Genomic DNA, 25192 nt, shown 5'->3' with positions numbered 1-25192 from the left:
AATATTATTGCAAATTATATATTTATAATACCACATTCACTATATTAATGTAATTGTAATTATATTTTAATTTTATTAATAATTCCACAAAAAAGAGTATATATATTCATTTACCAAATAATAAATAATTAAGTTTTATTAATTTTGATTTTATCTATTGTCAACATTGAAAGGCTAATGCGTATATGTTAAAATTAATAATGACTTATTACTAGGCTAAATATTTTTTAGTTTATAATTATTAATTACACAATTTTCCCAAATTTATAAATACAGTTTGAACACAAGTAATAGATTACTTTTAGTTAACTTACCTACATGTCACATCTAATTTGGGAAATTGATTAATTAAAAATCAGTAAGTTAAGTATTTTTGTTGCTCTACTACATGTTGATAACAAAAAAAATCAATGATACTTATGATCTACTATTAATAAATCATATAGACAATCTAAAAACTTAATTTCTTCAATAACTATAGGAATAACGAAAATTACTCAAATAAGAGCCGATTTAGCACTCTACAATGCAAAATCAAGTGGTAGAAATAAATTCATATTTAGTGAATAAATTATATATGATATAAACTAAAAAGAGGTGTTAGTATGCAAGTTCTAGTTATAAACGGTAGTCCAAAAGGCAAGTATAGTACCACATTACAATCTGTATTATACATAAAAAAGCATTTTCCAGATGACAACTTTGAAGTTATAAATGTAGGACAACAGATAAAAAAATTAGAAAAACCAGAAGAACTAACAAAAGTCATTGAAAAAGTAAATAATTGTGATCTAATTCTTTTTTCATATCCTGTTTACACGTTTATAGCACCTTATCAGCTTCATAGATTTATAGAATTAATGAAACAATCAAATATATTTTTAAATGAAAAATTTGCAACCCAAATCTCAACTTCAAAACATTTCTTTGATGTTACTGCACATAGATATATTGAAGAGAACTGTAATGATATGAACATAAAATATATCAAAGGTATTTCTTGTGATATGGACGATTTGTTAACCCCAAAAGGTAGAAAAGAGCTTCTAGTGTTCTGGAAATACATTAAATTTTCAGTAGAGAACAATATCAGTAATCCCATAAGTATAAACAATACTCCATACAGCACATATACTTACAATACTTGTCTTAGTGAAAATATTAAAAGCGAAGATCTTGAGACTGTAATAGTTACTAACTACACTGATAAAGATATAAGTCTTAAAAATATGGTCAATGATTTCTGTAATACCTATAAGTATAAAACCAAAATCATCAATATCAATGATTTCAAATTTGATGGTGGATGTCTTGGATGCTTTAATTGTGCATCAGGTGGACAATGCATATATAAAGACGGCTTTCAAGATTTGCTTCGTAATGTAATCCAGAATGCGGATTCTATAATATATGCTGCTACAATTAAAGACCATTCATTAGGAGCTTCATTTAAACTCTATCATGACAGACAATTCTGCAATGGTCATAGAACAGTTACCGTGGGTATGCCTGTAGGATATATTTTAAGTGGTAATTATTCTATGGAAGGTAATCTGAGAACTATTATTGAAGGAAGAAGCGAAGTTGGACACAACTACCTAACTTCCGTTGTAACTGATGAAGTTAAAAATGATGAGATAATTAAAAATAACTTAGTCAATTTATCTAAACAGACTGAATTTGCTCTAGAAAACAAATTAGTATTGCCTCAAAATTTCTATGGTATAGGTGGTATGAAAATATTTAGAGATCTTATCTACCTTATGAGAGGACTTATGAAAGAAGATCACAAGTTCTACAAAAAACATGGAATATACGACTTTCCACAGAAAAAAAAGAAAACCATTATCAAAATGATTTTAATAGGATGGCTGATGTCTATTCCTTCAGTTAAGAAAAAAGCAAAAGGCAAAATGAATGAAGCTATGATAAAACCTTATAGAGAAGCTATTGATAAATAATAGAAAACTGTTAATGATCTTTAACAAGTATAATAAATAATTGTTCTATTTGCAATTATTTATTATACCTGCAAATCTGTTTATGTTTTCACTTATAATACCATTATTTCTGGTTGTTGCAGAATTATCTGCTTTTGATACCATTTTAACAATAAGTCTATAAAACAAACTCACTTTATCTTTATTAATTTCTCCTCCAAATCCCTCTTTTACAACTGCTTTATTGCATAATTCATTTGGAAATACATCATTCAATTGCTTTAAGGCATTTTCTCCAGACATTGAACAAGCTACGAATAATCCTATTTTCTTATCTAATAAGATTTGTGTATTATCTACTAGAAATCTTCTTAATTTTTTTGGTAATCGTCCTGCATATATTGGTCCACCAATAATTATTGTATTATAACTACTGATGTCTTTTATAACTTCTTGTTGAATATTTATTATATTCACTTTTCCATACAACTTATTGGCTAATGCTTTAACACACTTTTCTGTAAAACCATATTTAGTAGCATAGACTATTAAAACATTCATGTATATACCTCCCGCCTATAAAAAATTATAAATATATAACTTATGTTTTAATATTGTAGATTTTCTTAACGAAATTTACATGCAACCATTTGATTATACCATAAAATAATAAGTGGTAAAAGTAATTATAAGCAAATAAGTTAAACATTATTTAGTTTTAAAAAAGGTTTTTTTTAATATATTATTGATGCTATAAATTAAATAGATAATAACCTTTTTTAATTAGTTATTGACTTATAAAATACATTACTTTATAATTATGTTTAGTTAATAATAATTATTATTTATTAGTAATGAATAAAATTACCTAATTAAATAAAATATATACTAAGAGGTGACTACTATGTTAAAAATTGCTTTTTTTGATACTAAACCATATGATAAGGAAATTTTTCAAGAATTAAATAAAAAATATGGATTTGAGATAATATATTTTGAAGAACGTTTGAATGATAAAACAGTTAAGCTTACAGAAGGTTTCGATGTAGTTTCAATATTCGTTCAAGACAAAGCTTCTTCCTTGGTTATAAATAAATTACATGAATACGGGGTTAAATTAATTGCACTACGTTGTGCAGGATACAATAATGTTGATTTCAAAGCAGCAAGAGATAAAATACACATTGTTCATGTACCAGCTTATTCACCTCATGCTATAGCAGAATTTACAGTATCCATGATGTTAACCTTAAATAGAAAAATACACAAGTCTCACACTAGAACAAAAGACCTTAACTTCTCTTTGAGTGGATTATTAGGATTTGATATGTATCAGAAGACTGTAGGTATAATAGGTACTGGCAAGATAGCTAAAATACTAATAAAAATTCTAAAAGGATTTGAATGTAATGTTATTGCTTATGATTTATATCCAGATACTAGATCAGCAGAAGAACTAGGCTTCAGCTACGTTTCACTAGATGAGTTATTCATAGAAAGTGACATTATTTCTCTACATTGCCCATTAACTAAAGATACAGAATATATTATTAATGCTAACAGTATTAACAAAATGAAAAAAGGAGCAATGATAGTTAATACTGGAAGAGGCAAATTAATTAATACAAAGGATTTAATTGAAGGATTGAAAGAATATAAAATAGGAAGTGCTGCATTAGATGTATATGAAGAAGAAGATAAATATTTCTATGAAGATTTCTCTGTTTCAGGAGTTAATGATGATGTATTGTCTAGGCTACTAACTTTCCCTAACGTGCTAATTACTTCTCACCAAGCTTATTTTACAAAAGAAGCTTTAAATAACATTGCAACTACTACACTTGATAGCATGATGCAACTTGATGAAGGTAAGCCTCTTGAAAACGAAATAGCATATATTTGTGATGAAAATGGTTGTATAATTAAGAAAGTTATAACTCAAAAGTAAGATTTCACTACAAATAAAAAACAGGTATAATAAATAATATTTATAGCTAATTATTTACTATACCTGTAACTCTTATTATTCAAATTCCAATAGCAGAACTATCCTTATATAAATTTCAAATCATTTTTCACTTAGTTAATTCATAAACAGCTATTTCTCCAACTTGGCGATTAGCAGCTAATATGACATCTTTATCATCCATATTAACCACAGATATATTACTTGGTCCTCCAGTATTATCAATTAATGTCGAATTAATATTACCTGTTTTATCCATCTTGAAGCACATGAGTTCCATTTTACCTTTTCTTCCACCAATAATGAATGCAGGTTCATTAAGAATCTTACCACCCCAAATTACATGTCCGAATTCATAAGAATAAGAATAAATAGGCTTAAGTTTACCATCAACTTTTTTATAGATAATGCCTTTATCACCATGAAATGCCTCAATAGTGGCTAATTCCATTACACCATCATTATCAATGTCACAAGTAGCAATATCACTTACTTCATGAGATAATAATTGCTCTGTCTTCCATTCTCCATCTCCATTTTCAGGTACATATATAGCAAATACTCCTTCACTGCCTGATACTAAAATAGTTCTTTTACCGTTCCATATACCATTACAGAATCCATGATTCTTGGTTATACCCTCTAATATAGGCTTAATATCAAAAGGTTCAGTTATATTATCATTCAATTTACCAATATACACTTTACCAGGTTTAGTCCAGTCATCTTTAAATTCTTTACCTTCACAAAGAGTTGAACCTATAAAATATATTTCACCATTTACGTCTATTATATCAAATCTATGCAGATAAGGTATCTTCATTATTGGTGTAATTTTCCAAGTTTTATCATACTGTAAAACAGCATGGACAATTCTTGATTCTTTTGCATCAAAGGTAGGGAAAAAATTCTGAGTAGCGATAAATTCTTTTTCTTTATTAGGAACAGGAATTATGTTCATTGTTCCACCTGGATTGTCCCAGACTATAGACTTATTATAATTTTCATCAAATCTAAGGCATGAACCTTTTCCTTCTGTTGCAATTAAATAATTATATTCATTGTCTATATTCATTATGTTTGTTGCATAAACTCTTTCTAAATTACCTAGTACTTTCTTATTAATTTTCATATGTTCCTCCACTATACAAAGGTGTCAATCTAACTAATATTCTACTATATTTTAAAAAATCAAGACCTTTAATCTTATTTATAATTTACCATGTTTTTGAAAACATTCTAGCGCAAATTGAAGAGATTCTTTAGTTGCACCTATGGCATCAAGATACCTGTATTCTACAGCAATCAATCCACCTTTAGGAGTTGACCAATATTCTATAAGTTTTTTCACTTCATCTTCAATAGCTTTTTTGTCTCCTGTTGGAAGTGTAGCTTGTATATCTATTGATGCTTCAAAACAAATCCTTCCAGCATACTTTTCTCCAATTTCTTCTATGCCTAATAGCTGTGGTTGATGTATATTAACGATATCAAAACCAAGCTCAATAAAATCTTCCATTAAGTCATTAACTTTACCATCTGTATGGAATCTAATATGCATACCACATTCTTTAATAACATCCATAAGTCTTTTATATCTAGGTTTAAATATTTCACGCCATAGATCAGGTGATATCAATAAACTATTTTGTGTACCCCAGTCATCTGTTGTATCAAAACAATTTATCCTTCCTTCTGATAAACGGTATGCCTCTTTTACAATACCAATCTGATAATCAATCACCTTATCTGCTAATTTCTTAACTTTATCAGGCTCAGTATAAATATCCATAAGTAGATTCTCAAAACCTCTTAGAAAGTGCATCCTCTCAAATAAACATTGAGGGCTATTCAGCTGTATGTATTTATCACCTGCAGATTCTAAAGCCTCTTCTAGTCCATCAAATCTACCTTCTGCATAAGGATCTGGTATTGGTAAATCATCAAGCATAGACCAATCTTTTAATGGATTGTCGACAACCATACCCATATCACCACTACCTGTATTAGCATCTTTATCCCATCCGCAACCCCATTCATCCATGAAATTTTTGAATGGACGAGGTTTCTTGTTCATATTGATTTTTATATCTCTATCTTCCCTAAGAGATCTTGGAATTTGTGTATAGATTCTATAAACATCACTTACTCCTAGGCTATTAAATCTAAGGCCAATACGTTCGGGACATTTGAATTCAATATTTCGTTTCATTATTTCATAACTTTTCACGCAAATAACCTCCAGTACATATTAAAATATATTAAGAATATCATTATTAGTATTAGCTTCTTCGATTTTATCAATATTATCTTCTACAGATATTGTTGTGACAATATCTTGCATCATTTCTAAATGAGATACATTGTCAGTAGCTGACAAACTTATAATAATACTAACTGGATCATTATCAGGATTACCAAAATTGACAGGTTCCTCAAGTGTCATAATCGAAATTCCGTTCTTTTTAACTCCATCTTCAGGCCTTGAATGTGGCATTGCGACTCTAGGACATATAACATAATAAGGACCATGTTTTTTGGTACCTTCAATTATTGATTTACTGTATCTATCATCAACAAAACCAGCATTGTGTAATAATTCAACACCTTGTTCTACTGCTTCTTCCCAATCTTTTACATTTATATTAGTACGTATTAAGTCATTTTGCTCAAGTAACTCTCTTAACATCCTAACCCTCATTTCTAGTTTATTTCATCTGGGAAATTTTCTTTTACCGTATTAACCAATTTATCAGTCAAAGTTTTTTCATCCATTAAATTAACAAGAGTAATTAACACTGTACCTTCAGGATATCTGATCATTTTTCCCCATTCTGGTGTAGTTATTATTAAATCAGTATTACTAGTGAATGATGCAGCTTCACCTGCTGAACACGAATCAACTACTACATCAATTCCTAATTTCTTACAGATACCTTTAACTTTAATTTTAATTATTGTACTTGTACCCATTCCATTTCCACATATTGAAAGTATTCTAATCATATAATATACCACCTATCTATTATTTTATTATTATATTGTAAACCTTTATCTATTTCTATTAACAAATACCTAAAAAACTACCGATACATTTAAATATATATATAATTCCTAACCAAATTGTTGCCCAGTCAAAACTTCCTTGCCAAGCATTAATACCTAAAGCAGATGCTGCTAATCCACTTCCCACTACTTGAATTATTCCAGAGCAGAACGTTATAATTAATGTTGCTTTCCAACCACCACGTTTATTAGCAAATATACCTATTACTGCATTATCAAAAAACATAGGTATGAATCCTGGTATAATCAATATTGGTGAACCAACTACAATTAATCCCACTACACCGAAAATCATACCGATAGCACCACCAACAAAACCTAATAACACAGCTTTTGGCGCAAATCCAAATACTGCTGCACAGTCTACAGCTACTACTGCACCAGGTAGAATCTTCTCTGATATACCTTGAAAAGAATACATTAACTCTGACACAAACATCCTTACACCTGTTAATAATATATATAAAGATACAGCTAAAGTAAGGCCAGTCTTAACAATATATATTATCCAATTAGTACCCCCCGCCATAGTTGTAACTGTTTCTTTACCTAATGCAACCATTAAAATTGTCACGAAAAATAGTAAAACTATAGATGAAGCTACCACATTATCCTGAAATATAGAAAGCCAATTTGGTAATTTTATTCTTTCAATATCATCATCTTTGTTACCTATTTTAGGTGCGATTTTATAAGCTATCAAGCTACCTAACATCTGTTGATGACCAATTGTAAAATCTGCTCCTCCACTGATTTCTTTAACTGGTTTAATTAGTAATGTAGACATAATACCCCAATACAAAGCGGTAATACTACTAGCTATTAATACCGTCACTAACATTGATGTATGTAAAAAGTTATAAACTATAAATGTTGAAATAGCCGTTTGAATAAGCATTACATTACCTGTTAAAAATACTGCACGAATCTTGGTATATTTTCTAAGAGCTACTAAAATAATGTTAATGATGAAAGCCCCTAACATTGTATATACAGTCCAAGTTACAAACTCACCTAATTTATCATTTGTTGCTACCATCGTACTATATGTATCTAGTAGAACACCTGTCATTCCGAACTTATCATTTAAAGCATCCAATAATCCTCCAAATGTACTAGTAAGTTTTGAAGAACCTACACCTAAAACCAGAACACCCACAGCAGTTTTTATTGAACCTGCTATAGCTTTGGATAAAGGTTCCTTCAGTGCTATATAACCAATTAATGTAACTAATGCCAAAAGTATATATGCTTCTCCCAAAATTTGTGTGAATATAAAATTTAAAGTATCCATAAAATATCTCCTCTTTAAGTAATTTATAATGTTTATTGGTAGTTATAATACTAATGTAGTCACTATAACAGAGACTTAAATGGTAGATCTGGTTCTATGGCAAATGCATCATGGAATCCTCTATCGTGGTGATATTCCATTTTATCTTTGTCAGCAGGATAAGTAAACTTACCTCCAACTTCCCATATGAATGGTTTGAACTTATATTGTAATCTGTCCTTTCTCATTTTCCACAATATTTGTATCTCTTTCGGATCTGCCATGAAGTTTGTCCATATATCATGATGAAAAGGAATAATTACTTCTGTATTTAATGATTCAGCCATTCTTAAGATATCTGATGATGTCATTTTATCAGTCATACCTCTTGGATTTTCACCATATGATCCAAGAGCAACATCAATCTTATGGTCATTTCCATGTTTAGCATAATAATTTGAATAGTGGGAATCTCCACTATGATATAGATTTCCTCCAGATGTTTTAAACAAATAATTGACAGCAAGTTTGTCCATATCCTGAGGCATTTTATCTTTCAGAATTACACCTTTTGGTGCAGTAACCAATTCTGTTCTATCAAATGAATCAAGAACAATAACTTCTACATCTTTTACTTTTACAGTATCTCCTGGTTTTACAATTACACACCGTTCTCTTGGTACTCCCCACTCTGTCCAAAGGTCTACACAAGCCTGTGGTCCTATGAATTTTACATCTTCCTTACAGTTTTGCATAATAGCTGCCGCCACATGTATATCAATATGGTCACCATGGTGATGAGTAGCAAATATTGCATCAACTTCTTTAATTGCAAAAGGATCAATTACACAAGGTGAATTTCTAAGATTTGGTTGCAAATCAACACACCCAATCATTCGTTGATGCTGATGTTGTTTTTTCATAAAGGGATTAGCTTTTGTTCTTTTACCACTTTTCACCCATAAATCTATACACAAATTGGTATTTTGTTCTGATTTCAACCAAATACCGGTACATCCTAACCACCACATACAAAAAGTACCTGGTTTCACAACTTCTTGTTCTATCTCTTCATTAAGCCAAGTTCCCCATTCTGGAAATTGACTTAAAATCCAAGAATCTCTTGAAACATCATTAACGTTCATTTATTCAACCTTCTTTCAAATTATTATTATTTATGTAATTATCTAAATAATTTTCCACTTCATCTACGCTGCTGATATTCAATAAGTCTTCTGCTATTTTTTTAGAACTTGAATAATTACATTTACGAATTATTCTTTTGACTTTAGTCATTGATGTAGGACTCATACTGAATTCATCTAATCCAAGTCCAAGCAATAATACAGCAGCTTTCTCATCTCCAGCAAATTCACCACACATACCTGTCCATTTACCTGCCTTATGTGATTCATCAATTACTTTTTTAATAAGCCTTAATACCGCCGGATGATATGAATTATACAAGTATTCAATTTTTTGATTACCTCTATCCACAGCTATTGTATATTGAGTAAGATCATTTGTTCCTATGCTAAAGAAATCCACTTCTTTTATTAGTAGGTCAGCTATTGTAGCAGCTGCTGGAGTCTCTATCATAATACCTACTTCAATATTTCTATTAAACTTTATTTTTTGATTATGTAACTCTAATTTTGCTTGATTTAATATTTCGTTTGCCTGTCTCACTTGTTCAATATGTGTAATCATTGGATACATAATCATTAAATTTCCATAATTACTTGCTCTTAAGATTGCTTTCAGCTGGGTTTTAAATATATCTTTTCTATCAAGACACAATCTTATTGCTCTATACCCTAGAAAAGGATTCATTTCTTGAGGACAGTTGAGATAATTAATATGCTTATCTCCTCCAATATCAAAAGTTCTAACAATAACTTGCTTATCACCCATTTTTACAGCAACATTTTTATAGGCTTCAAATAATTCACTTTCCGTAGGTAAAGATACCCTATCCATATATTGAAATTCTGTTCTGTACAATCCAATAGCCTCTGCTCCATTTTTCAAAGCATTATAAACATCTTTTTCTATTCCAACATTAGCTGCTATCTTTACTCTTCTTCCATCTATAGTTATAGCTTCTTTATCAGCTAACTTCTGTAATTCATTTTTTTCTTCTTTTAGTTCTTTCTGTTTTGATCTATATATTGTTATTTCTTCTTCTGTAGGGTTAATAATTACCGTTCCATCACAACCATCTATTATTAGAATGTCATCATTTTCCACTTTTGAAAAAATATTCTTCATTCCTACTACAGCAGGTATTTCAAGACTTCTAGCTATAATAGCCACATGAGATGTTTTACCTCCCATATCAGTTGCAAAACCTAAAACTTTATTGAAATTCATGGAAACTGTATCAGAAGGTGTCAAATTTTTAGATACCACAATTACTTCTTCAGACAAATCTTGTAAATTCACAATTTCAACTTCAGCTAAGTTATAAATTAGTCTTGTACAGACATCAATAACATCGCCTGCTCTTTCTCTAAGATATTCGTCATCTAATTCTTCAAACATATGACTAACCTCATTCATAGCCAACCTAACTGCTGTTTCAGCTACATAGAAATTATTTGAAACATATCCTTTGAACTTATGTTCAAGTATGGGATCATCTATGAGCATTAAATGTGCATCAAATATACTTGCTTCTTTTTCTCCTACTTTTGCAATAGTATCATCATAAAGTTTACTTAATTGGTCTTTCGTTTTTTCCTTAGCTTTTTCTAATCTATTAAGTTCATCCTCAACAGAATCCATATCAATCTTAGTATCATTTGGAATTACTTCAACTTTTTCAAGTAGAAATACTTTTCCTATGGCAATTCCTTGTGAAGCTCCAATCCCTTTCATATTGCACCTCCTCCTTATTCAACCATATTATTAATTAAATCAGTAAGCGCTTCCATTGCCATTCCCTCATCTTCACCATCTACTATAATCTCAGCCTTTGAACCTTTGTTTAAGCATAATGCCAATATACCTAATATACTTTTTGCATTTATTTTCTTATCTTCTTTCTGAAGGAAAACATCACTTTTGTAATTCTTAGCAACCTTAACAAATTCACTTGCTGGTCTTGCATGTAATCCTGTTTCATTTGTTATCTCTATCAAACTTTTTACCATTTAATACACTCCTCTATTTTTGTCCATAATATGCGTCTTTACCGTGTTTCCTAAAAAAATGTTTATCTAATAATACATCACTTATAGGCTCTAAACCTGGTGTCAATTGATATGCATGATATGCCATTTTTGCTATTTCTTCTAGTACAACAGCATTATGTACAGCTTCTGAAGCATTCTTGCCCCAAGTGAATGGCCCATGATTTCTCACTATAACTCCTGGCATATCCATTGGATTATATTCTTTAAAAGTTTCAACAATAACTTTACCTGTTTGTTCTTCATATTGTCCTTGTATCTCATCTGAATTCATTTCTCTTGTTACTGGAATATATCCGTAAAAATAATCGGCATGTGTTGTCCCAAGTGCTGGTATTCTTCTACCTGCCTGCGCCCAAGTTGTTGCCCAGCTAGAATGATTATGCACAACACCACATATATCAGGAAATTTATCATATAATACGACATGTGTAGGTGCATCAGACGAAGGGTTCAGATGTCCTTCTACTATATTTCCTTTTAAATCAATAACTACCAAATCATTTATAGTCATCTCATCGTAAGGTACACCACTTGGTTTTATTACAATTAAACCTTTACTACGGTCAATACCACTAACATTTCCCCAAGTATAAGTAACCAAACCTTTTTTAGGTAATTCAAGATTAGCTTGTAAAACTTCTTCTTTAAGAGATTCCAACATAATTTCCACTTCTTTCTATATTTTCATACCAGCTTTATTCATTTTGTTAATTATCCATTTTCTTGCATCTGTAATAATCTGCATGAAATCAGCAGAATCATCTACCCACATCTCAACCAATATAGGTCCTTGATAATTCATTCTATTTAATTGTGTAAAACCTTCAACAAAATCTACACATCCTTTTCCAAAATCGACTCTTCTGAATTCCCCTGGCAAAGTATCTTTCGCATGAACAGCAACTATATGTCCATCACCACATTGTAAATCTTTTGCTATATCATTGCCCCAAGCAGAGATGTTACCCAAATCTGGATAGACTTGAAAATAAGGTGAATTAAATTCTTTTACATAGTCCATTATCTTTTTGACAGATCCTGTGAATTTATAATCCATTACTTCCATAGCAAGTATTATATTGGCTTTACTAGCCCATTCAATACTTTTTTTTAATCCTTCGTAGAATCTTTGTATGGTCTTCTCATTGCTTTTTTCATAAAAAACATCGTATCCAGCAATTTGAATTACATTAATACCTACATCTGATGCAAATTGGATTGCCTTTTTCATTATATTTAGAGCTTCATTTCTTATCTGGTCATTTTCACTTCCAAGTGGATATCTACGGTGACCACTTAAGCACATACTAGGAATCCTAACTCCAGTTCTATGTATGGCATCGGCTAGTTCTTTTCTCTGTTTACTATTCCATTCTAATCTGTTTAATCTTTCATCACTTTCATCTATTGATATCTCTACATAATCATATCCAGCAATTTTAGCAGCTATCAAACGTTCTTCCCAAGTATAATAGGATGGAATGGCTTTTTCATAGATGCCTATTGGATTTCTATCTAAATCAATCATGTTATAACCTCCAACCATAAATATTTACTATTAACTTGTGATAAGTATATATTACAATACCTTTTTGGTCAATATATATATATTATTTTATACATATACCCATATTTTTGTTAAACATCAACATATGTTCAGAGGTAACATAATTTCTAATTAGTAAAATATTGCACATTTGTGCAGATTATTATGCAGAATTAATCAATGATTCAAAATTGTAAGGCGAGAATAATAGAAAGTAGTACTATCCTAATTAATAAAAAAACTACCTTCATTTAAGAAAGTAGTATATATTATATTTGAATTTATTATCAATAACTTGTACCATTAAGAGCCATAAAAAATGAATAAATAACAATTTATGAATATACTACTGCTAATTTTATTTAGCATAGTTATATAGAACAGTCAATTAACTAAATGGAACCATATGAATCCATAGTTATAACATTAAGTGCAGATTTTTCATCTGTTACAAGTACGTTGATTAGTTCTCCTTTTAAAGCACCATAAATAGACTTTATCTTGGATGCTCCTCCAGCAACACCTATTACATATTCTTTTTTGATTATCTTCTTTATATCAAGCCCAATAATGCTTTTATGAATTTTGGTATCAATAATATTACCGTTAATATCATAGTAATAGCCACAAATATGCCCTATTGCTCCTTTTGAACGAAGATTAAATATCTCTTCTTGTTCTAAAAAACCATTCCAAAGAAGGCTTAGGTCATCAGCTGATAGGAAACCTAATCCTGTAAGAATAATATTAGCTGCTTCAGATAAATTTAATGTTTCAGCTACAGCTACTGTCTTCATTAGGACTTCTCTTGCATTTTTATCTTCAAGAAATAATGGAGTAAATAAATAATAATAACTTCCTCCATAAGCATTAGCAAATTGTCTAGCTATTTCTGGGCCTTCAATACTAGGATCATTGCTATTGGTTGAACCAACTAATTGAACTACTGTAATGGGAATCTTCTTACTTGGAGAAATAGTGTTAATAACATTTTTCATAGTTTTTCCTCTTGATATGCCTATAATTGTATTAGGCTTCAATAATGAGTCAACATACTCATTAGCTAATGTTCCAATACCACTTAACATCTGATCTGTCTCAATATTGCATCCTAATAACACATGAGCATCTTTTAAATGAAACCTTTTCTTTAGTTGTTCTTCTAAATAAGTATTTCTTTCATTTGGTCCGTGAATAATTATTTCTACAATACCGTTTTCTCTAGCTTCTTGAATCAGTCTTGAAACCTTTGAACGAGAAATATATAAAGCATTAGCTATTTCAGATTGAGTTAAATTTTCATAATAATACATATTCGATACTTTAACTAATAAGTTGATTTGATTTCTCATAAGATGCCTCCAAGCAATAAATTAATGTCATTTCATAATAATATTACCATAGATAAAACAACTGGTCTATAGCTCAATCAACATTTTTTGGTAAAAACAAACAAAATGAATGAAAAAATACCCACCTTATCATTACCTATGTATACTAAAACTTTAATTAGTATAAGTTAATTTTAAGGTGGGAAAATAATTATTCTACTATTTGAACTTTCATTAAATTAGTTTTACTACCTTCTGCAAGTGGAACCCCAGCAGTTATTACAACTGTATCTTTCGAATTGACTATTCCTAATTCTCTTGCCATAATAACGGATTTATAGAATAAGATATCTGTTGATGTTTCTTGTTTTAGATATAGAGGTGTGACACCCCATAATAATTGCATCTGGCGCCTAACTTTCCTATCACTGGTAACTGCAATTATTCTTACGTCAGGTCTATACATTGAAATCATTCTTGCTGTATTACCACTATAAGTTGGACATATTATTGCTTTTGCTCTTAGATGTATTGCAGTAGTATAAGCCGAATAACTAACTGCATGAGTAATACTAGTCTGTGATTTTTTACAAATATTTCTTTGCTCATGATCATCCATGCTTTCGGAAGCATAAGCAATTTTACTCATTACTTTTACTGCTTCTACTGGATATAATCCAGCAGCTGTTTCACCTGATAACATTATTGCATCAGTTCCATCGATTATCGCATTAGCGACATCTGATACTTCTGCTCTAGTTGGTCTTGGGTTTTTTATCATAGAATCAAGCATCTGTGTAGCTGTAATAACAGGAAGCTCATTTTGATTACATTTATCAATGATCATTTTTTGTACTATCGGTATTAATTCTGTTGGTGTCTCCACTCCTAGATCTCCACGAGCTATCATTATTGCATCTGATACTTTAATAATAGCATCGATATTATCTACACCTTGTTGATTTTCAATCTTAGAAATTATTTTTACATCTTTACCGCCATTATCATCAATGAATTTTCTTATACCTTTAACATCTGTATCTTTTCTTATAAATGAGGCTGCTATGAAATCGATATCGTTTTCAAGTCCGTACAATATTTCTTCTTTATCTTTTTCTGTAATCGCAGGCAAATTAACATCTACATTGGGAACGTTAATACCTTTCTTATTCTTTACAATGCCACCATTTTTCACAATGCATTTTATAGATTGCTCTTTAGTGTTAACTTCTAATACTTCAAGTTCAATTAATCCATCATCAATAAGAACTTTACTCCCTATTTTTACATCTTTATATAGTGTAGGATAAGTAATACAAAAACCTTCTTTTGTTCCATCGAAACTACCATTGAATATTTTTATTTCTTGTCCCACTTCTAATTTTAGTTGCCCACCTACGAAATTTTTTGTTCTTATTTCTGGACCTCTTGTATCCATTAATATAGCAACTGGAACATCTAACTCATTTCTTACTTCTTTTATTATACTAATTATTTTTTTATAGTAATCTTTCGTTCCATGAGATAAATTGAGTCTAGCAATACTAAGTCCATTCTTTACAAGCTCAGTAATAGTTTCTTTATTATCACTGGCAGGTCCAATCGTACAAATAATCTTTGTTTTTGCTTTATACATATAGGCCTCCTAATTTATTTAAAAAAATATATTTAATTTTACTAAAATATTAAAAAAATTCTTGCCCATTGTATTATACCTTCATAATTACTATTTGTAAATAATATATATTTCCAAAATTATATTGAATTTTGATTGTTTTTTATTAATAACTTCGCATCCAATTGCATGTAGCAACAACTTATTCGTGAATATGCTGAGAAGGAAAACATTCAAGTTTTTATTTATCCCAGTTTCAACTATAGAATAGTTATTTACTATTACATTGCATTGGGATCAAGGGGCATAAAACCAAAATTGCTGAACAATGTTTCTATTTTAATTTAATTTAGACTTAGGTTTGAGTGTTAGCAGAGCTATAAACATACCTATGATCGCCATAATCATTATAGGCAAAAAGATATATTGATAGCTGCCAAACTGTGTTCTAATAAAACCTGCCAAAGGTGTTCCTATTACTGCACCTATACCGTATGCAGTAAATAAAACACCGTAATTACGACTATAGTTGGCTTCACCAAAATACATGGCTACAGTCGTTGGTGCTATTGAAAGCCATGCACCCAAATTCATCCAAAGCACCGATAGTGCTATTATATATATTAAGATTGTATAATCTTTGGTCATGTACATTAGACCTGCTGTAATAAAAATAAGTATGAATGATGTCATAGCAGATATAAAGGGAGTGAATCTATCTGTAATCCAGCCAAAAAGTGGTCGCCCAATTGCATTAAAAATCGCAAAAATGGATAAAAGGAAGGCTGTTGTATTGGAATCAATTTCGAACAACTCTTCACCAATTTGGCTTGAGATACCAATAATCATTAGTCCAACAGAAGCACCAATAACAAAACATAGCCACAATCCTTGAAATTTAGCATTTTTTATTACTTTTAGAATGCTAACTTCATGAGTACTATTATTATCAACTTTCGATTCATCATTAATATCTTCTTTTTGACTAGCAGGCTTTTCAAAATATAGTCCTATCAAAGGTATCACTATTAAGAAAAAAATACCCACAGCTTTAAACGTATTATTAACGCCTATTTGATTGATTAAAGCTTTTGTTATCGGAGCTGTTACTAAAGGTGATAGGCCAAATCCTGCAAGTAATAATCCTATAGCTACACCACGTTTTTTTGTAAAACAACTTGATATGACTTTTATTGGTGGTCCATAAGCAATACCAACACCAGCACCTGATATTGCACCATATGAAACTATAATCATATTAAAGGATACTGCAATACCTGATAGAAACCAGCCTAATCCTACCATAATACCACCTATTAAAATCATAAGTTTAGGATTCAAGCGATCAATCAATTTACCAGTTATCACCATAGATGCTGTATACCCTAATAAAAATACTAAATATGGTAAACCACTCAAAGTAGCATCAATCTGATACTGCTCTTCTATGGGGGTTCTAAACACACTCCATGAATATACTGTTCCTAGACACATAAACATTATCATCCCTAGAATAACAAACATCCATCTTTTGTATTTATAATGATTTGTTGAACTATTTGTACTACTTTTTTTAAAGGTATTCATAGATATACTCCTATTTCATTGATATTAATTTTATATAATCATCAACTGTACCATCATTCATAAAACAATTTATGATTTCTCTTCCGAGTGGGAGCAATTCATCTGTATTAAACTTAGCAAGCTCACGTTCAAAGAAATGTTTTAATATTTTGGCACCTTGATCATATGCTTCTTCACCTACACTTAGTTGGTAGTTTGTCTGTAAAATCCCTTTAGGAATATTATAACCATCAACTCTTAATCTATTTAAAGAATAACCAAGTAGTGAACAACGTGATTCTACAATTTGTTCTGGTTTAAACTTTGCACTGCCCTTTCTAGCCAAATACTCTCTCGCTATCCATTGTGCATTAAATCCAACTTCATAAGATCCAATATGCTGATTCGGAATAAGGACATATCTTGTACTTGGTGTATTAATTATCTGTTCTAACAATAAGTTAGCTTGATCTACCATTTTACCAGTAGCAAATGGCCAATATGAACCTACACCTTCACTAGTCATACCTTCTGAATCGGTAATACTAGGATTAGCATGACCTCTTGGTGCTACTAGTCTCCATATCCAAGCTAATGCAGGTGGTAATATATGCAGACACCCAATAATACCATAAGTCGGATCCGATTTTGTGCATGCTGGTGTTCGAACACCAAAGCTACGTACATCTATTTCAACAGGTTCTGAAACAACTTCTGGAACAAAACTTCTTGGCATTATTACCCTTGGATTAGGACAAGGTTTCCCTGGAGCATCTTGAATATGATCCCATATTAGAATCGTAGAATCAGGAGACGCATCCATGTTCAAGAATATCAAAGGTTCTTTTGGATGTATACACAGTTTTTCATGCTGTGGAGAAGTCCCATACTCTGTAATATGATTAAATCTCAAAAACCAGCCTGCTTCCGCATCCTTAACAACTAATTTATTATTATTTTGTAGTTCAGGATGACACATAGCCATATCATCAGTCACTGGATTCAACTCACATGTATCTGCTATTTCAAGATATATACGTTCATTAGTTACTGTGTTTTCCCCAAATAATATACTTCCATCTACTTCTCTATGCACTTCTTCAATCATTTCACTTTTACCACCACCACTAGCTCCTTCGTGCATGATAATCAATGAATTATCATATGGTGTGGTTACTTTTACTGTTGATGCATGAACAGTTGTCCAACTTTCCAACTCACCTATATTAAGTAAAACACCATAGATACCTTTTTTCGCACTTGGACCTGGATATAAATTGAATGAAAAGATTTCATGAATATCGTCAAGTCTATTATGGACAACAACTTGCTTACCATCAAAATGTGTATGTCTAAAAGGTGGAGCTAAATATATTATTGCCTTAGGCTCAAATTTCTGATCTATTTTCTCTTCTGGTATAAATCCTTGTAGATCAGCAAGCCCCCCTGCAAAAAAGGCAGCATTAACAGGACAGATAAGTAGTGTTGGAGAGCCATATTCATCATCTCCAGCAATAAGTGGCATTACTATTAGTTCTTGATTTTTCAACCATACATAAGTCTCTAATCTTACGCCGTCAAAATCCTCATTAAATCTTTCTTTGTATCTTGTTTTGTCTGTATTTTTATTATCTCCGATAACCATGCAATCTGGATCACGCCTTCTCATATACTCTTCATGATAATTGACAGATAATCCATTTTTACATTTAGTTACCGTAGCTTCTTGCGTTAAACCAATTCCGTCAATAAAATAATTAACTTTAAATACTGATTGTCCTCCACCAGTAGCTAAATCTAGCAGATGCTCTCTATTTCTTGGTACAATCACTTTTGAAGCTGAATTCAATATGCTTCTAACGTCTTCATTAACTTTAAACCTAGTTACATCAAATGAGCTCATAATATCTAACATTCCCTTTCCTTTGCTAAGTCTTTTTATTTTTTGGATATTCATTCAGTCATATATTTCCTATAAAATAAAAAAGCAAGCCAATATCCACTAATTATAATAGTGAATATTGGCTTACTTTTAACTGGTTAAAAACCATTTAATTGTCTTCCAATGATCTATATTCTGTTTTTTAATTACCAAAAAACTTTTCTTCAATATTTTCATCAAATGTCACAACAATAATCTTCTCTCCTGTTATTGTACTTACATCTGAGTGAATACTAATAATGTTTGAGTCAATCACTTCATTTATAGAATTCCTAAATCTAGTATTAACCTTTTCAAAAAGACGTGAACGAACCTTCTTAATGAGTTCTGTTCCATCATTAGTCTCTGCAAGTGATTCCTCAGCTAATGTCAAAAATCCCCATTGCCTTACAAAAATAACATCATCCATTATTTTTGCATTAATTCTTTTAGGGCCTCTTCCCATATATTCAGCTTCAAATCGAGTAATTACTTCACAAATTTTAGCTTCCTTCTGTCCCTTTGTCATAAATAATCTCCCATCAAATTCCACGCTATCGGCTTGGTTCAAGCTGGTTAATCCATCTCTAACCCTTCCATTTGCGTTTTCCCTTAAGATGATAACATAATAATCAAAATAATGCAAGTTTTTTATTTTTCACTTGCATGATTGTGACTCGTTTTGCAATTGCTTTTTACTTTTCTCCATACTCAAGTTATTCTTTTGACCCTTTCGATAACTCTTTCTTTAATATTTTTTTGTTTGTATCTAATAACATATTATTATGCTTATATTGTTTGATTTCTATATGATTATATTGTAATTTCTTATCAACCATTCAACATCTATGATTCTGCTCTTATCTAAATTATATATATATTCTCTATAGTATATTTGCCACTCTTCACTATCATCACTTAATTGATAAGATAAAATATCTATATCATCCTTATACATCAACTGTTCTTTATATACCATTTTCCCTAAGATAGCTAATTCTAGATTACCTAATATATCAAAAACTGTATAGTAATTTTCTTTTTCGAAAAGACAATCAGATTTTAATATATCTACGAAATCGATCAATGAACTTACATTAGCTTTAATCAGACTAGTTATATCTTTTACACTAGGACAATGTTTTATATTCTCAACCAACTCTCTGAATACGTCATCGTCCATTTTATTGTTTACATCCAGTAGATTGATTTTTTCTATGGATTGTACATCATTTGTTACAATCATATATTTTAGACTACTATGGTTGATATTTGAAATGAGCCTTTCTTTAAAGATATTTTTATACATATCAATATAATTGATAAGATCATCATTATTAATCTTTAAAGTACCGATAATAGTTCTAAATATATTATCTACATATTCTTGTAACTCAGTAATATTCATGTTATACAACTTCTCAACTATTACTTCATAATCATCTTCATTAATTCTGGTGGTTATTATCCCTTTATTAGCAATAATAGAAAAAACATAATTATTAATGACAAGTTCAAATACATTGAACAACTCTTCCTTATAATTCATTTTATTTATTATTCCATAATTATTTAATAAATCATCCAATTCTTCATAAAAATATCTACAGAATTCTGTTTCAACAATTATTTTTTCAAGATATTCTTTTATATAATAAGCGCCCTGAACATTCATATCATCTATGGCAAGAGGATAATCTATACAGCACATTGTTTCATGAGCTGAAAATATACAATTATAATATTTAAGGAAATATGGTATTGCATTTTCTAGTGTATCATTGTAAGCTTGTACTTCAATATCCAATTTATTGTCTATAGTTTCTTTATATAAAGTTTTACATTGTTCCAAACATCTTTTTACTTCACCTAACCCAATATCATAAACTTGCTCTAGCCCATGATTCTGTAAAACTATAACTCCTTCTTTTTCAGAAAACTTATCAAAATAGGCATCAATAGAGTAATTAATAGACGCAAGTAGACTCTCTGCTACTTCAACCTTTATTGATGAACTTTCACCGAAAGTATATTTTTCAATCAACCTTTTTAATATGTTTAATAGTTCCATATTATTGTTTTGTATATATCTTATTATTAGATCATTATCCATTAAAAATATTCTCCTTTAAAAAAGTCGTTCTCTTGATTTCTAATTCGTTGATTTCTAGAAAATGATTCGATTTCTCTTCCTTGCAATAATTCAATAGAACCCTTACAATAATTTTCAAAAAAATCTTTCAAAGTTTCAATTATTTCATCGTCACTTAGATTATCTTCTGTTTCATTTTTCATATAATAAAATATTTCTTGTAATTCCATTAAAGTCGTTGAGTAACTATCTTGTTGTATATAAGCAGAAGTATAAAAACTTTTAATTAATTTATCGATAACATCTGTTCCAATCTCAATACGCCCATAACCTCTTAGCAAATCCTTTCTGACTTCAAGTACTTGTATAATTTCTTGCCTCGAAAGTTTTAACCCATAGGTAGCAGTTTCTTTATTCAATTTCATTATTTTATTAACTTGTTTATTTATTGAACTTTTTGTCATAATAACTGGTAGATTCATAATTATATACCTCCTAAAAAATTTATAGTAAAAAATAACTTGACAAAACAAACGAAATATGATACAGTATAGTTGAGTTATTATGTGGATTATCAAAATTAAATCTAAATTTTATTATATCCCGTTTATATAAGAATGTCAATATATTTTTTCGTTATATACTTAATTGTATAAAACAAAAAAGTATGCTCCTCACATACTTTTTTTTCATTAATACCCTTATTAAATTTTATCTATAATTTAACTTTCCTTATCTACACAATCACTATTTAATATTCTTATAGTTAAGTATGTCAAGAATAATAACAAACAGGATAGTAATCCATATTTAAATAACTTCCTAATCATGTTCATTCCCCCTTTGGTAATAACATACACCCATTATATCAATTACCAGTAACTTAAAACATTGATTTGACTTACAAATATATGTACAACCTTACAAGTCTGTAAGTTTACATTTAATCCTTATTTCCACAGTATGGACATGACTTCTGATGAACATCATATTCATTATGGCAACTACTACATACCTTCTTATCTGATTTAGAAAGATAGCTTTTCTTGGGTGATTCCATATTTACTTTTATGTAATATTTTATTTCTTCTTGGTTATCAATTATTTTACCTAATGCAAAAAATATTATTGATGAAAGAAAACCACTTATAATAAATAATAATAATTGATCACTTCTAAATCCAGTAATAAATGAAATAATTAATACAATTATACCAACCACATAAAGAACAATGCTCAACTTTACCCCTCCTCATTGTATTTTAATCACCTTGTGTTATGGTTATATGTTCTTTTTCAACATCTGCTAGAGCTCTAAATATATTTTTATAAGCTTCAGGGACCTGATTATAATAACGTTCATAAAATTCAACAGCATGTTTTTCTCTTTTATTTGCTTCTATAAATAACAATTCATCTGTATTATGTTTAGTGTAATCCATTTTTCTAAGTATCGGTAATTGTTCAAACCCACCAAAATTCTTATGAACTCTCGCATGCATCATTTCAACATTACTCAAGTCCTGAAACATTTTCTTCAATTCCATATTATTGGTTTGTTTACTTGCTTCTGCATAGAATTCACTGTTGAACATTTCAAGTTTCATACCTATATCTAGTATTTTTCTAGTTTTATCATCCAAATCTCTTTTATCAAGATCTATATAACTTTCATCATCACTGAGGTATTCTTCAGTAACTCCACAAAATGGACATCTTATTATTTTATTATCCGTATTTTTATCTATAAATGATGAACTATTTCTATCATAATTTTTCTCATTTATAATCATTCCACATATTAAACATCTCATTTTCTTCATGTAAATCATCTCCTAATGTCTTGTATATATTATAACATACTTTATTTTATTAATACAATGTTACAGTTATAATTAACTCAACTTCAATGTTCAGCAGAGACAAGTTATTAAAAGAATTACCTGATAAGGTTAAAAATATATTACAAATATTAGTTAAAACATTTAACAATTTCGTTTACTGTTAAAGTATTTATTATATCCTTTTTCTCTAACCACCCTTTACGGGCAACATTAATGCCATATCTCATATAATCAAATTCTTTAACGCTATGCGCATCAGGGGATATTACAAATCTACCACCCCTATCTTTTGCCTTTTTCATATACCTCCAATCCAGATCCAATCTATAGGGGTTAGCATTAATTTCAATGTAAACATCACTTTCAATTGATGCCTTTATTATTTCTTCCATATTAATCTTATACCCTTTCCTACTTAAGAGTAATCTTCCTGTTGGATGCCCTAATATATTCATATATGGATTGGATATTGCTTTTAATATCCTTGCCGTCATCTTATTCTCATCCATTTTAAATACACTATGAACAGAACCTATTATGAAATCAAAAGTACTCAATATCCCTTCATCATAATCAAGACTACCATCTGGAAGAATATCTGATTCAATACCTTTCAAAATAAGAAAATCTTTATATTTTTCATTGAGTTTATCTATTTCTTCATGTTGCCTCCTAACATCATCTACTGTCATCCCTCCTGCATAAATAGCTGTTCTACTATGATCAGTTATACCCAAATAATCATATCCCCTATTAATACATTCCCTAACTAATTGTTCAATGGATGCATTTCCATCACTATAATCAGTATGAACATGAAAAACACCTTTCAACTCATTTTCAGTAACTAGACATGGTAATATATGTTTTTTTGCAGCCTGTAATTCTCCATAGTTCTCTCTTAATTCAGGTTCAATATATTGCATATCAAATACGTTAAAAATATCTTCCTCGTTATGGCATATAATCAACTCATCATCTTTAAACATACCATATTCATTAATTTTGATTCCCTGCTTTTTGGCTAAATGTCTAAGAGCTGTATTATGTTCTTTACTCCCAGTAAAATGATGAAGTGCATAAGGAAATTGACTATCTTTAACGACTCTTATATCTGCATTCATACCATTTTGAAGTACCACACTTGATTTTGTTTCTCCCTTGTTAACTATTTCTTTTACATAATGATGTGAAGTAAATAAATCCATTACTTCATTAGGTTTATTACTACTTGCTAATAAATCTATATCTTTCAATATTTCTTTTTTTCTTCTAAGACTTCCAGCAATTTCACATCTTAGAACTAAACTACTTTCTCTTAATTGATCTAATAATTCTTGTGCTAATACTTCACCAATAGGATAATGAAATTGTTCTGAATATTTATTATAATTCTCTATTCCTTCTAGAATCTTATCTTGAGTTTTTTTACTGAATCTTGGTAAATCAAGTAATCTATCTTTCTCACAAGCTTCTCTTAACTCTTCCATAGTACTTATACCGAAATTCTTATAAATAGTCATAATTTTCTTGGGACCCAATCCAGGTATACGTAACATTTTTATTAGTCCTTGTGGAATTGATTCTTTTAATCTATTATAATATTGCAGTTCACCTGTAGTAACAAGTTCTGTAATTTTACTTGTAAGTGCTTTTCCAAAACCTTTTATACTTGATAATCTATTTTCTTGTACTAATGTATCTATATCATCTTGTATTACTTCTAGTTTTTTTGCAGCATCATAATATGCTTTGGATTTGAAAAAATTTTCACCTTTTATTTCTAATAATAATCCTATCTCGTTAAGGATTTTAATTACTTCACTTTTATTCAT

23 protein-coding genes are annotated in these 25192 nt (G+C 29.9%); 2 read left to right on the top strand and 21 right to left on the bottom strand.

Annotation, left to right across the window (positions count from 1 at the left end):
• The first annotated feature begins 605 nt into the window (after positions 1 to 605).
• Entirely contained in the window at positions 606 to 1961 is a 1356-nt protein-coding gene (locus tag QMG30_RS11830) for an NAD(P)H-dependent oxidoreductase (RefSeq protein WP_281815595.1), read from the top strand.
• Between the two features lie 45 nt (positions 1962 to 2006).
• Here the strand turns inward: QMG30_RS11830 and QMG30_RS11825 are convergent, their stop codons facing one another.
• The gene (locus QMG30_RS11825) at positions 2007 to 2501 is read right to left on the bottom strand and encodes a flavodoxin domain-containing protein (RefSeq protein WP_281815594.1); all 495 of its coding nucleotides are present in this window, start codon (positions 2499 to 2501) and stop codon (positions 2007 to 2009) included.
• 343 nt (positions 2502 to 2844) lie between these two features.
• On the opposite strand from QMG30_RS11825, the gene QMG30_RS11820 reads away from it, so the two are divergent.
• Positions 2845 to 3888 (top strand): 2-hydroxyacid dehydrogenase, encoded by a 1044-nt coding sequence (locus QMG30_RS11820; protein WP_281815593.1) that lies wholly within the window; start codon positions 2845 to 2847, stop codon positions 3886 to 3888.
• 127 nt (positions 3889 to 4015) lie between these two features.
• On the opposite strand, the gene QMG30_RS11815 is transcribed toward QMG30_RS11820, so the two are convergent.
• The 20 genes from QMG30_RS11815 to polX form a co-directional block, all read right to left on the bottom strand.
• Positions 4016 to 5038 carry a hypothetical protein gene (locus tag QMG30_RS11815; RefSeq protein WP_281815590.1) on the bottom strand — a complete coding sequence of 341 codons (1023 nt, stop codon included), beginning with the start codon at positions 5036 to 5038 and terminating at the stop codon, positions 4016 to 4018.
• 78 nt (positions 5039 to 5116) lie between these two features.
• On the bottom strand, positions 5117 to 6136 hold the full coding sequence (locus QMG30_RS11810) for a uroporphyrinogen decarboxylase family protein (protein ID WP_281815589.1): 1020 nt from the start codon (positions 6134 to 6136) through the stop codon (positions 5117 to 5119).
• 21 nt (positions 6137 to 6157) lie between these two features.
• Positions 6158 to 6595 (bottom strand): PTS sugar transporter subunit IIA, encoded by a 438-nt coding sequence (locus tag QMG30_RS11805; RefSeq protein ID WP_281815588.1) that lies wholly within the window; start codon positions 6593 to 6595, stop codon positions 6158 to 6160.
• Positions 6596 to 6609: 14 nt separating this feature from the next.
• Positions 6610 to 6912 (bottom strand): PTS sugar transporter subunit IIB, encoded by a 303-nt coding sequence (locus QMG30_RS11800; RefSeq protein WP_281815585.1) that lies wholly within the window; start codon positions 6910 to 6912, stop codon positions 6610 to 6612.
• Positions 6913 to 6970: 58 nt separating this feature from the next.
• Complete coding sequence (locus QMG30_RS11795) at positions 6971 to 8266, bottom strand: PTS ascorbate transporter subunit IIC (RefSeq protein ID WP_281815584.1); 1296 nt, start codon at positions 8264 to 8266, stop codon at positions 6971 to 6973.
• A 62-nt stretch (positions 8267 to 8328) separates the two neighbouring features.
• Positions 8329 to 9390: an L-ascorbate 6-phosphate lactonase gene (ulaG, locus tag QMG30_RS11790; protein WP_281815582.1), complete on the bottom strand. Its 1062-nt coding sequence runs from the start codon at positions 9388 to 9390 to the stop codon at positions 8329 to 8331.
• A gap of 4 nt (positions 9391 to 9394) precedes the next feature.
• A complete protein-coding gene (gene ptsP / locus QMG30_RS11785) occupies positions 9395 to 11125 on the bottom strand; it encodes a phosphoenolpyruvate--protein phosphotransferase (RefSeq protein ID WP_281815580.1) in 1731 nt (576 codons plus the stop codon).
• A 14-nt stretch (positions 11126 to 11139) separates the two neighbouring features.
• Positions 11140 to 11400 carry an HPr family phosphocarrier protein gene (locus QMG30_RS11780; RefSeq protein ID WP_281815578.1) on the bottom strand — a complete coding sequence of 87 codons (261 nt, stop codon included), beginning with the start codon at positions 11398 to 11400 and terminating at the stop codon, positions 11140 to 11142.
• A gap of 13 nt (positions 11401 to 11413) precedes the next feature.
• Positions 11414 to 12103 carry an L-ribulose-5-phosphate 4-epimerase gene (gene araD, locus QMG30_RS11775; RefSeq protein ID WP_281815576.1) on the bottom strand — a complete coding sequence of 230 codons (690 nt, stop codon included), beginning with the start codon at positions 12101 to 12103 and terminating at the stop codon, positions 11414 to 11416.
• Positions 12104 to 12118: 15 nt separating this feature from the next.
• Positions 12119 to 12970, bottom strand: a complete 852-nt coding sequence (locus QMG30_RS11770; RefSeq protein WP_281815575.1) for an L-ribulose-5-phosphate 3-epimerase — start codon at positions 12968 to 12970, stop codon at positions 12119 to 12121.
• A 410-nt stretch (positions 12971 to 13380) separates the two neighbouring features.
• On the bottom strand, positions 13381 to 14340 hold the full coding sequence (locus QMG30_RS11765) for a sugar-binding transcriptional regulator (RefSeq protein WP_281815573.1): 960 nt from the start codon (positions 14338 to 14340) through the stop codon (positions 13381 to 13383).
• 190 nt (positions 14341 to 14530) lie between these two features.
• Complete coding sequence (gene pyk, locus QMG30_RS11760; RefSeq protein ID WP_281815571.1) at positions 14531 to 15955, bottom strand: pyruvate kinase; 1425 nt, start codon at positions 15953 to 15955, stop codon at positions 14531 to 14533.
• A 318-nt stretch (positions 15956 to 16273) separates the two neighbouring features.
• Positions 16274 to 17521, bottom strand: coding sequence for an L-lactate MFS transporter (locus QMG30_RS11755; protein WP_281815570.1), 1248 nt, complete (start codon positions 17519 to 17521; stop codon positions 16274 to 16276).
• Positions 17522 to 17531: 10 nt separating this feature from the next.
• Positions 17532 to 19457 (bottom strand): DUF4914 family protein, encoded by a 1926-nt coding sequence (locus QMG30_RS11750; RefSeq protein WP_281815569.1) that lies wholly within the window; start codon positions 19455 to 19457, stop codon positions 17532 to 17534.
• Between the two features lie 127 nt (positions 19458 to 19584).
• Positions 19585 to 19950: a Na-translocating system protein MpsC family protein gene (locus tag QMG30_RS11745; RefSeq protein WP_281815567.1), complete on the bottom strand. Its 366-nt coding sequence runs from the start codon at positions 19948 to 19950 to the stop codon at positions 19585 to 19587.
• Between the two features lie 276 nt (positions 19951 to 20226).
• The gene (locus tag QMG30_RS11740) at positions 20227 to 21534 is read right to left on the bottom strand and encodes a DUF6179 domain-containing protein (protein ID WP_281815566.1); all 1308 of its coding nucleotides are present in this window, start codon (positions 21532 to 21534) and stop codon (positions 20227 to 20229) included.
• Complete coding sequence (locus QMG30_RS11735; protein WP_281815565.1) at positions 21534 to 21995, bottom strand: DUF6323 family protein; 462 nt, start codon at positions 21993 to 21995, stop codon at positions 21534 to 21536. Before QMG30_RS11735 ends, QMG30_RS11740 begins: the two co-directional genes overlap by 1 nt.
• A 461-nt stretch (positions 21996 to 22456) precedes the next feature.
• Positions 22457 to 22753: a hypothetical protein gene (locus QMG30_RS11730; RefSeq protein ID WP_281815564.1), complete on the bottom strand. Its 297-nt coding sequence runs from the start codon at positions 22751 to 22753 to the stop codon at positions 22457 to 22459.
• Positions 22754 to 22775: 22 nt separating this feature from the next.
• Positions 22776 to 23336: a ferritin-like domain-containing protein gene (locus tag QMG30_RS11725; protein WP_281815563.1), complete on the bottom strand. Its 561-nt coding sequence runs from the start codon at positions 23334 to 23336 to the stop codon at positions 22776 to 22778.
• A 149-nt stretch (positions 23337 to 23485) separates the two neighbouring features.
• Positions 23486 to 25192: a DNA polymerase/3'-5' exonuclease PolX gene (polX, locus tag QMG30_RS11720; protein WP_281815562.1), complete on the bottom strand. Its 1707-nt coding sequence runs from the start codon at positions 25190 to 25192 to the stop codon at positions 23486 to 23488.

The sequence above is a fragment of the Vallitalea longa genome, from assembly GCF_027923465.1.
Lineage (GTDB): Bacteria > Bacillota > Clostridia > Lachnospirales > Vallitaleaceae > Vallitalea > Vallitalea longa.
The sequence above is the reverse complement of the archived record's forward strand: the minus strand, read 5'-3'. Positions and strand labels throughout refer to the sequence as shown.

Excerpts from the sequence above, each read along its gene's own strand:
- QMG30_RS11830 (WP_281815595.1), top strand. The coding sequence starts at position 606 with ATGCAAGTTCTAGTTATAAACGGTAGTCCAAAAGGCAAGTATAGTACC.
- QMG30_RS11825 (WP_281815594.1), bottom strand. The coding sequence starts at position 2,501 with ATGAATGTTTTAATAGTCTATGCTACTAAATATGGTTTTACAGAAAAG.
- QMG30_RS11820 (WP_281815593.1), top strand. The coding sequence starts at position 2,845 with ATGTTAAAAATTGCTTTTTTTGATACTAAACCATATGATAAGGAAATT.
- QMG30_RS11815 (WP_281815590.1), bottom strand. The coding sequence starts at position 5,038 with ATGAAAATTAATAAGAAAGTACTAGGTAATTTAGAAAGAGTTTATGCA.
- QMG30_RS11805 (WP_281815588.1), bottom strand. The coding sequence starts at position 6,595 with ATGTTAAGAGAGTTACTTGAGCAAAATGACTTAATACGTACTAATATA.
- QMG30_RS11800 (WP_281815585.1), bottom strand. The coding sequence starts at position 6,912 with ATGATTAGAATACTTTCAATATGTGGAAATGGAATGGGTACAAGTACA.
- QMG30_RS11795 (WP_281815584.1), bottom strand. The coding sequence starts at position 8,266 with ATGGATACTTTAAATTTTATATTCACACAAATTTTGGGAGAAGCATAT.
- ulaG (WP_281815582.1), bottom strand. The coding sequence starts at position 9,390 with ATGAACGTTAATGATGTTTCAAGAGATTCTTGGATTTTAAGTCAATTT.
- ptsP (WP_281815580.1), bottom strand. The coding sequence starts at position 11,125 with ATGAAAGGGATTGGAGCTTCACAAGGAATTGCCATAGGAAAAGTATTT.
- QMG30_RS11780 (WP_281815578.1), bottom strand. The coding sequence starts at position 11,400 with ATGGTAAAAAGTTTGATAGAGATAACAAATGAAACAGGATTACATGCA.
- araD (WP_281815576.1), bottom strand. The coding sequence starts at position 12,103 with ATGTTGGAATCTCTTAAAGAAGAAGTTTTACAAGCTAATCTTGAATTA.
- QMG30_RS11770 (WP_281815575.1), bottom strand. The coding sequence starts at position 12,970 with ATGATTGATTTAGATAGAAATCCAATAGGCATCTATGAAAAAGCCATT.
- QMG30_RS11765 (WP_281815573.1), bottom strand. The coding sequence starts at position 14,340 with ATGAGAAATCAAATCAACTTATTAGTTAAAGTATCGAATATGTATTAT.
- pyk (WP_281815571.1), bottom strand. The coding sequence starts at position 15,955 with ATGTATAAAGCAAAAACAAAGATTATTTGTACGATTGGACCTGCCAGT.
- QMG30_RS11755 (WP_281815570.1), bottom strand. The coding sequence starts at position 17,521 with ATGAATACCTTTAAAAAAAGTAGTACAAATAGTTCAACAAATCATTAT.
- QMG30_RS11750 (WP_281815569.1), bottom strand. The coding sequence starts at position 19,457 with ATGAATATCCAAAAAATAAAAAGACTTAGCAAAGGAAAGGGAATGTTA.
- QMG30_RS11745 (WP_281815567.1), bottom strand. The coding sequence starts at position 19,950 with ATGACAAAGGGACAGAAGGAAGCTAAAATTTGTGAAGTAATTACTCGA.
- QMG30_RS11740 (WP_281815566.1), bottom strand. The coding sequence starts at position 21,534 with ATGGATAATGATCTAATAATAAGATATATACAAAACAATAATATGGAA.
- QMG30_RS11735 (WP_281815565.1), bottom strand. The coding sequence starts at position 21,995 with ATGAATCTACCAGTTATTATGACAAAAAGTTCAATAAATAAACAAGTT.
- QMG30_RS11725 (WP_281815563.1), bottom strand. The coding sequence starts at position 23,336 with ATGAAGAAAATGAGATGTTTAATATGTGGAATGATTATAAATGAGAAA.
- polX (WP_281815562.1), bottom strand. The coding sequence starts at position 25,192 with ATGAATAAAAGTGAAGTAATTAAAATCCTTAACGAGATAGGATTATTA.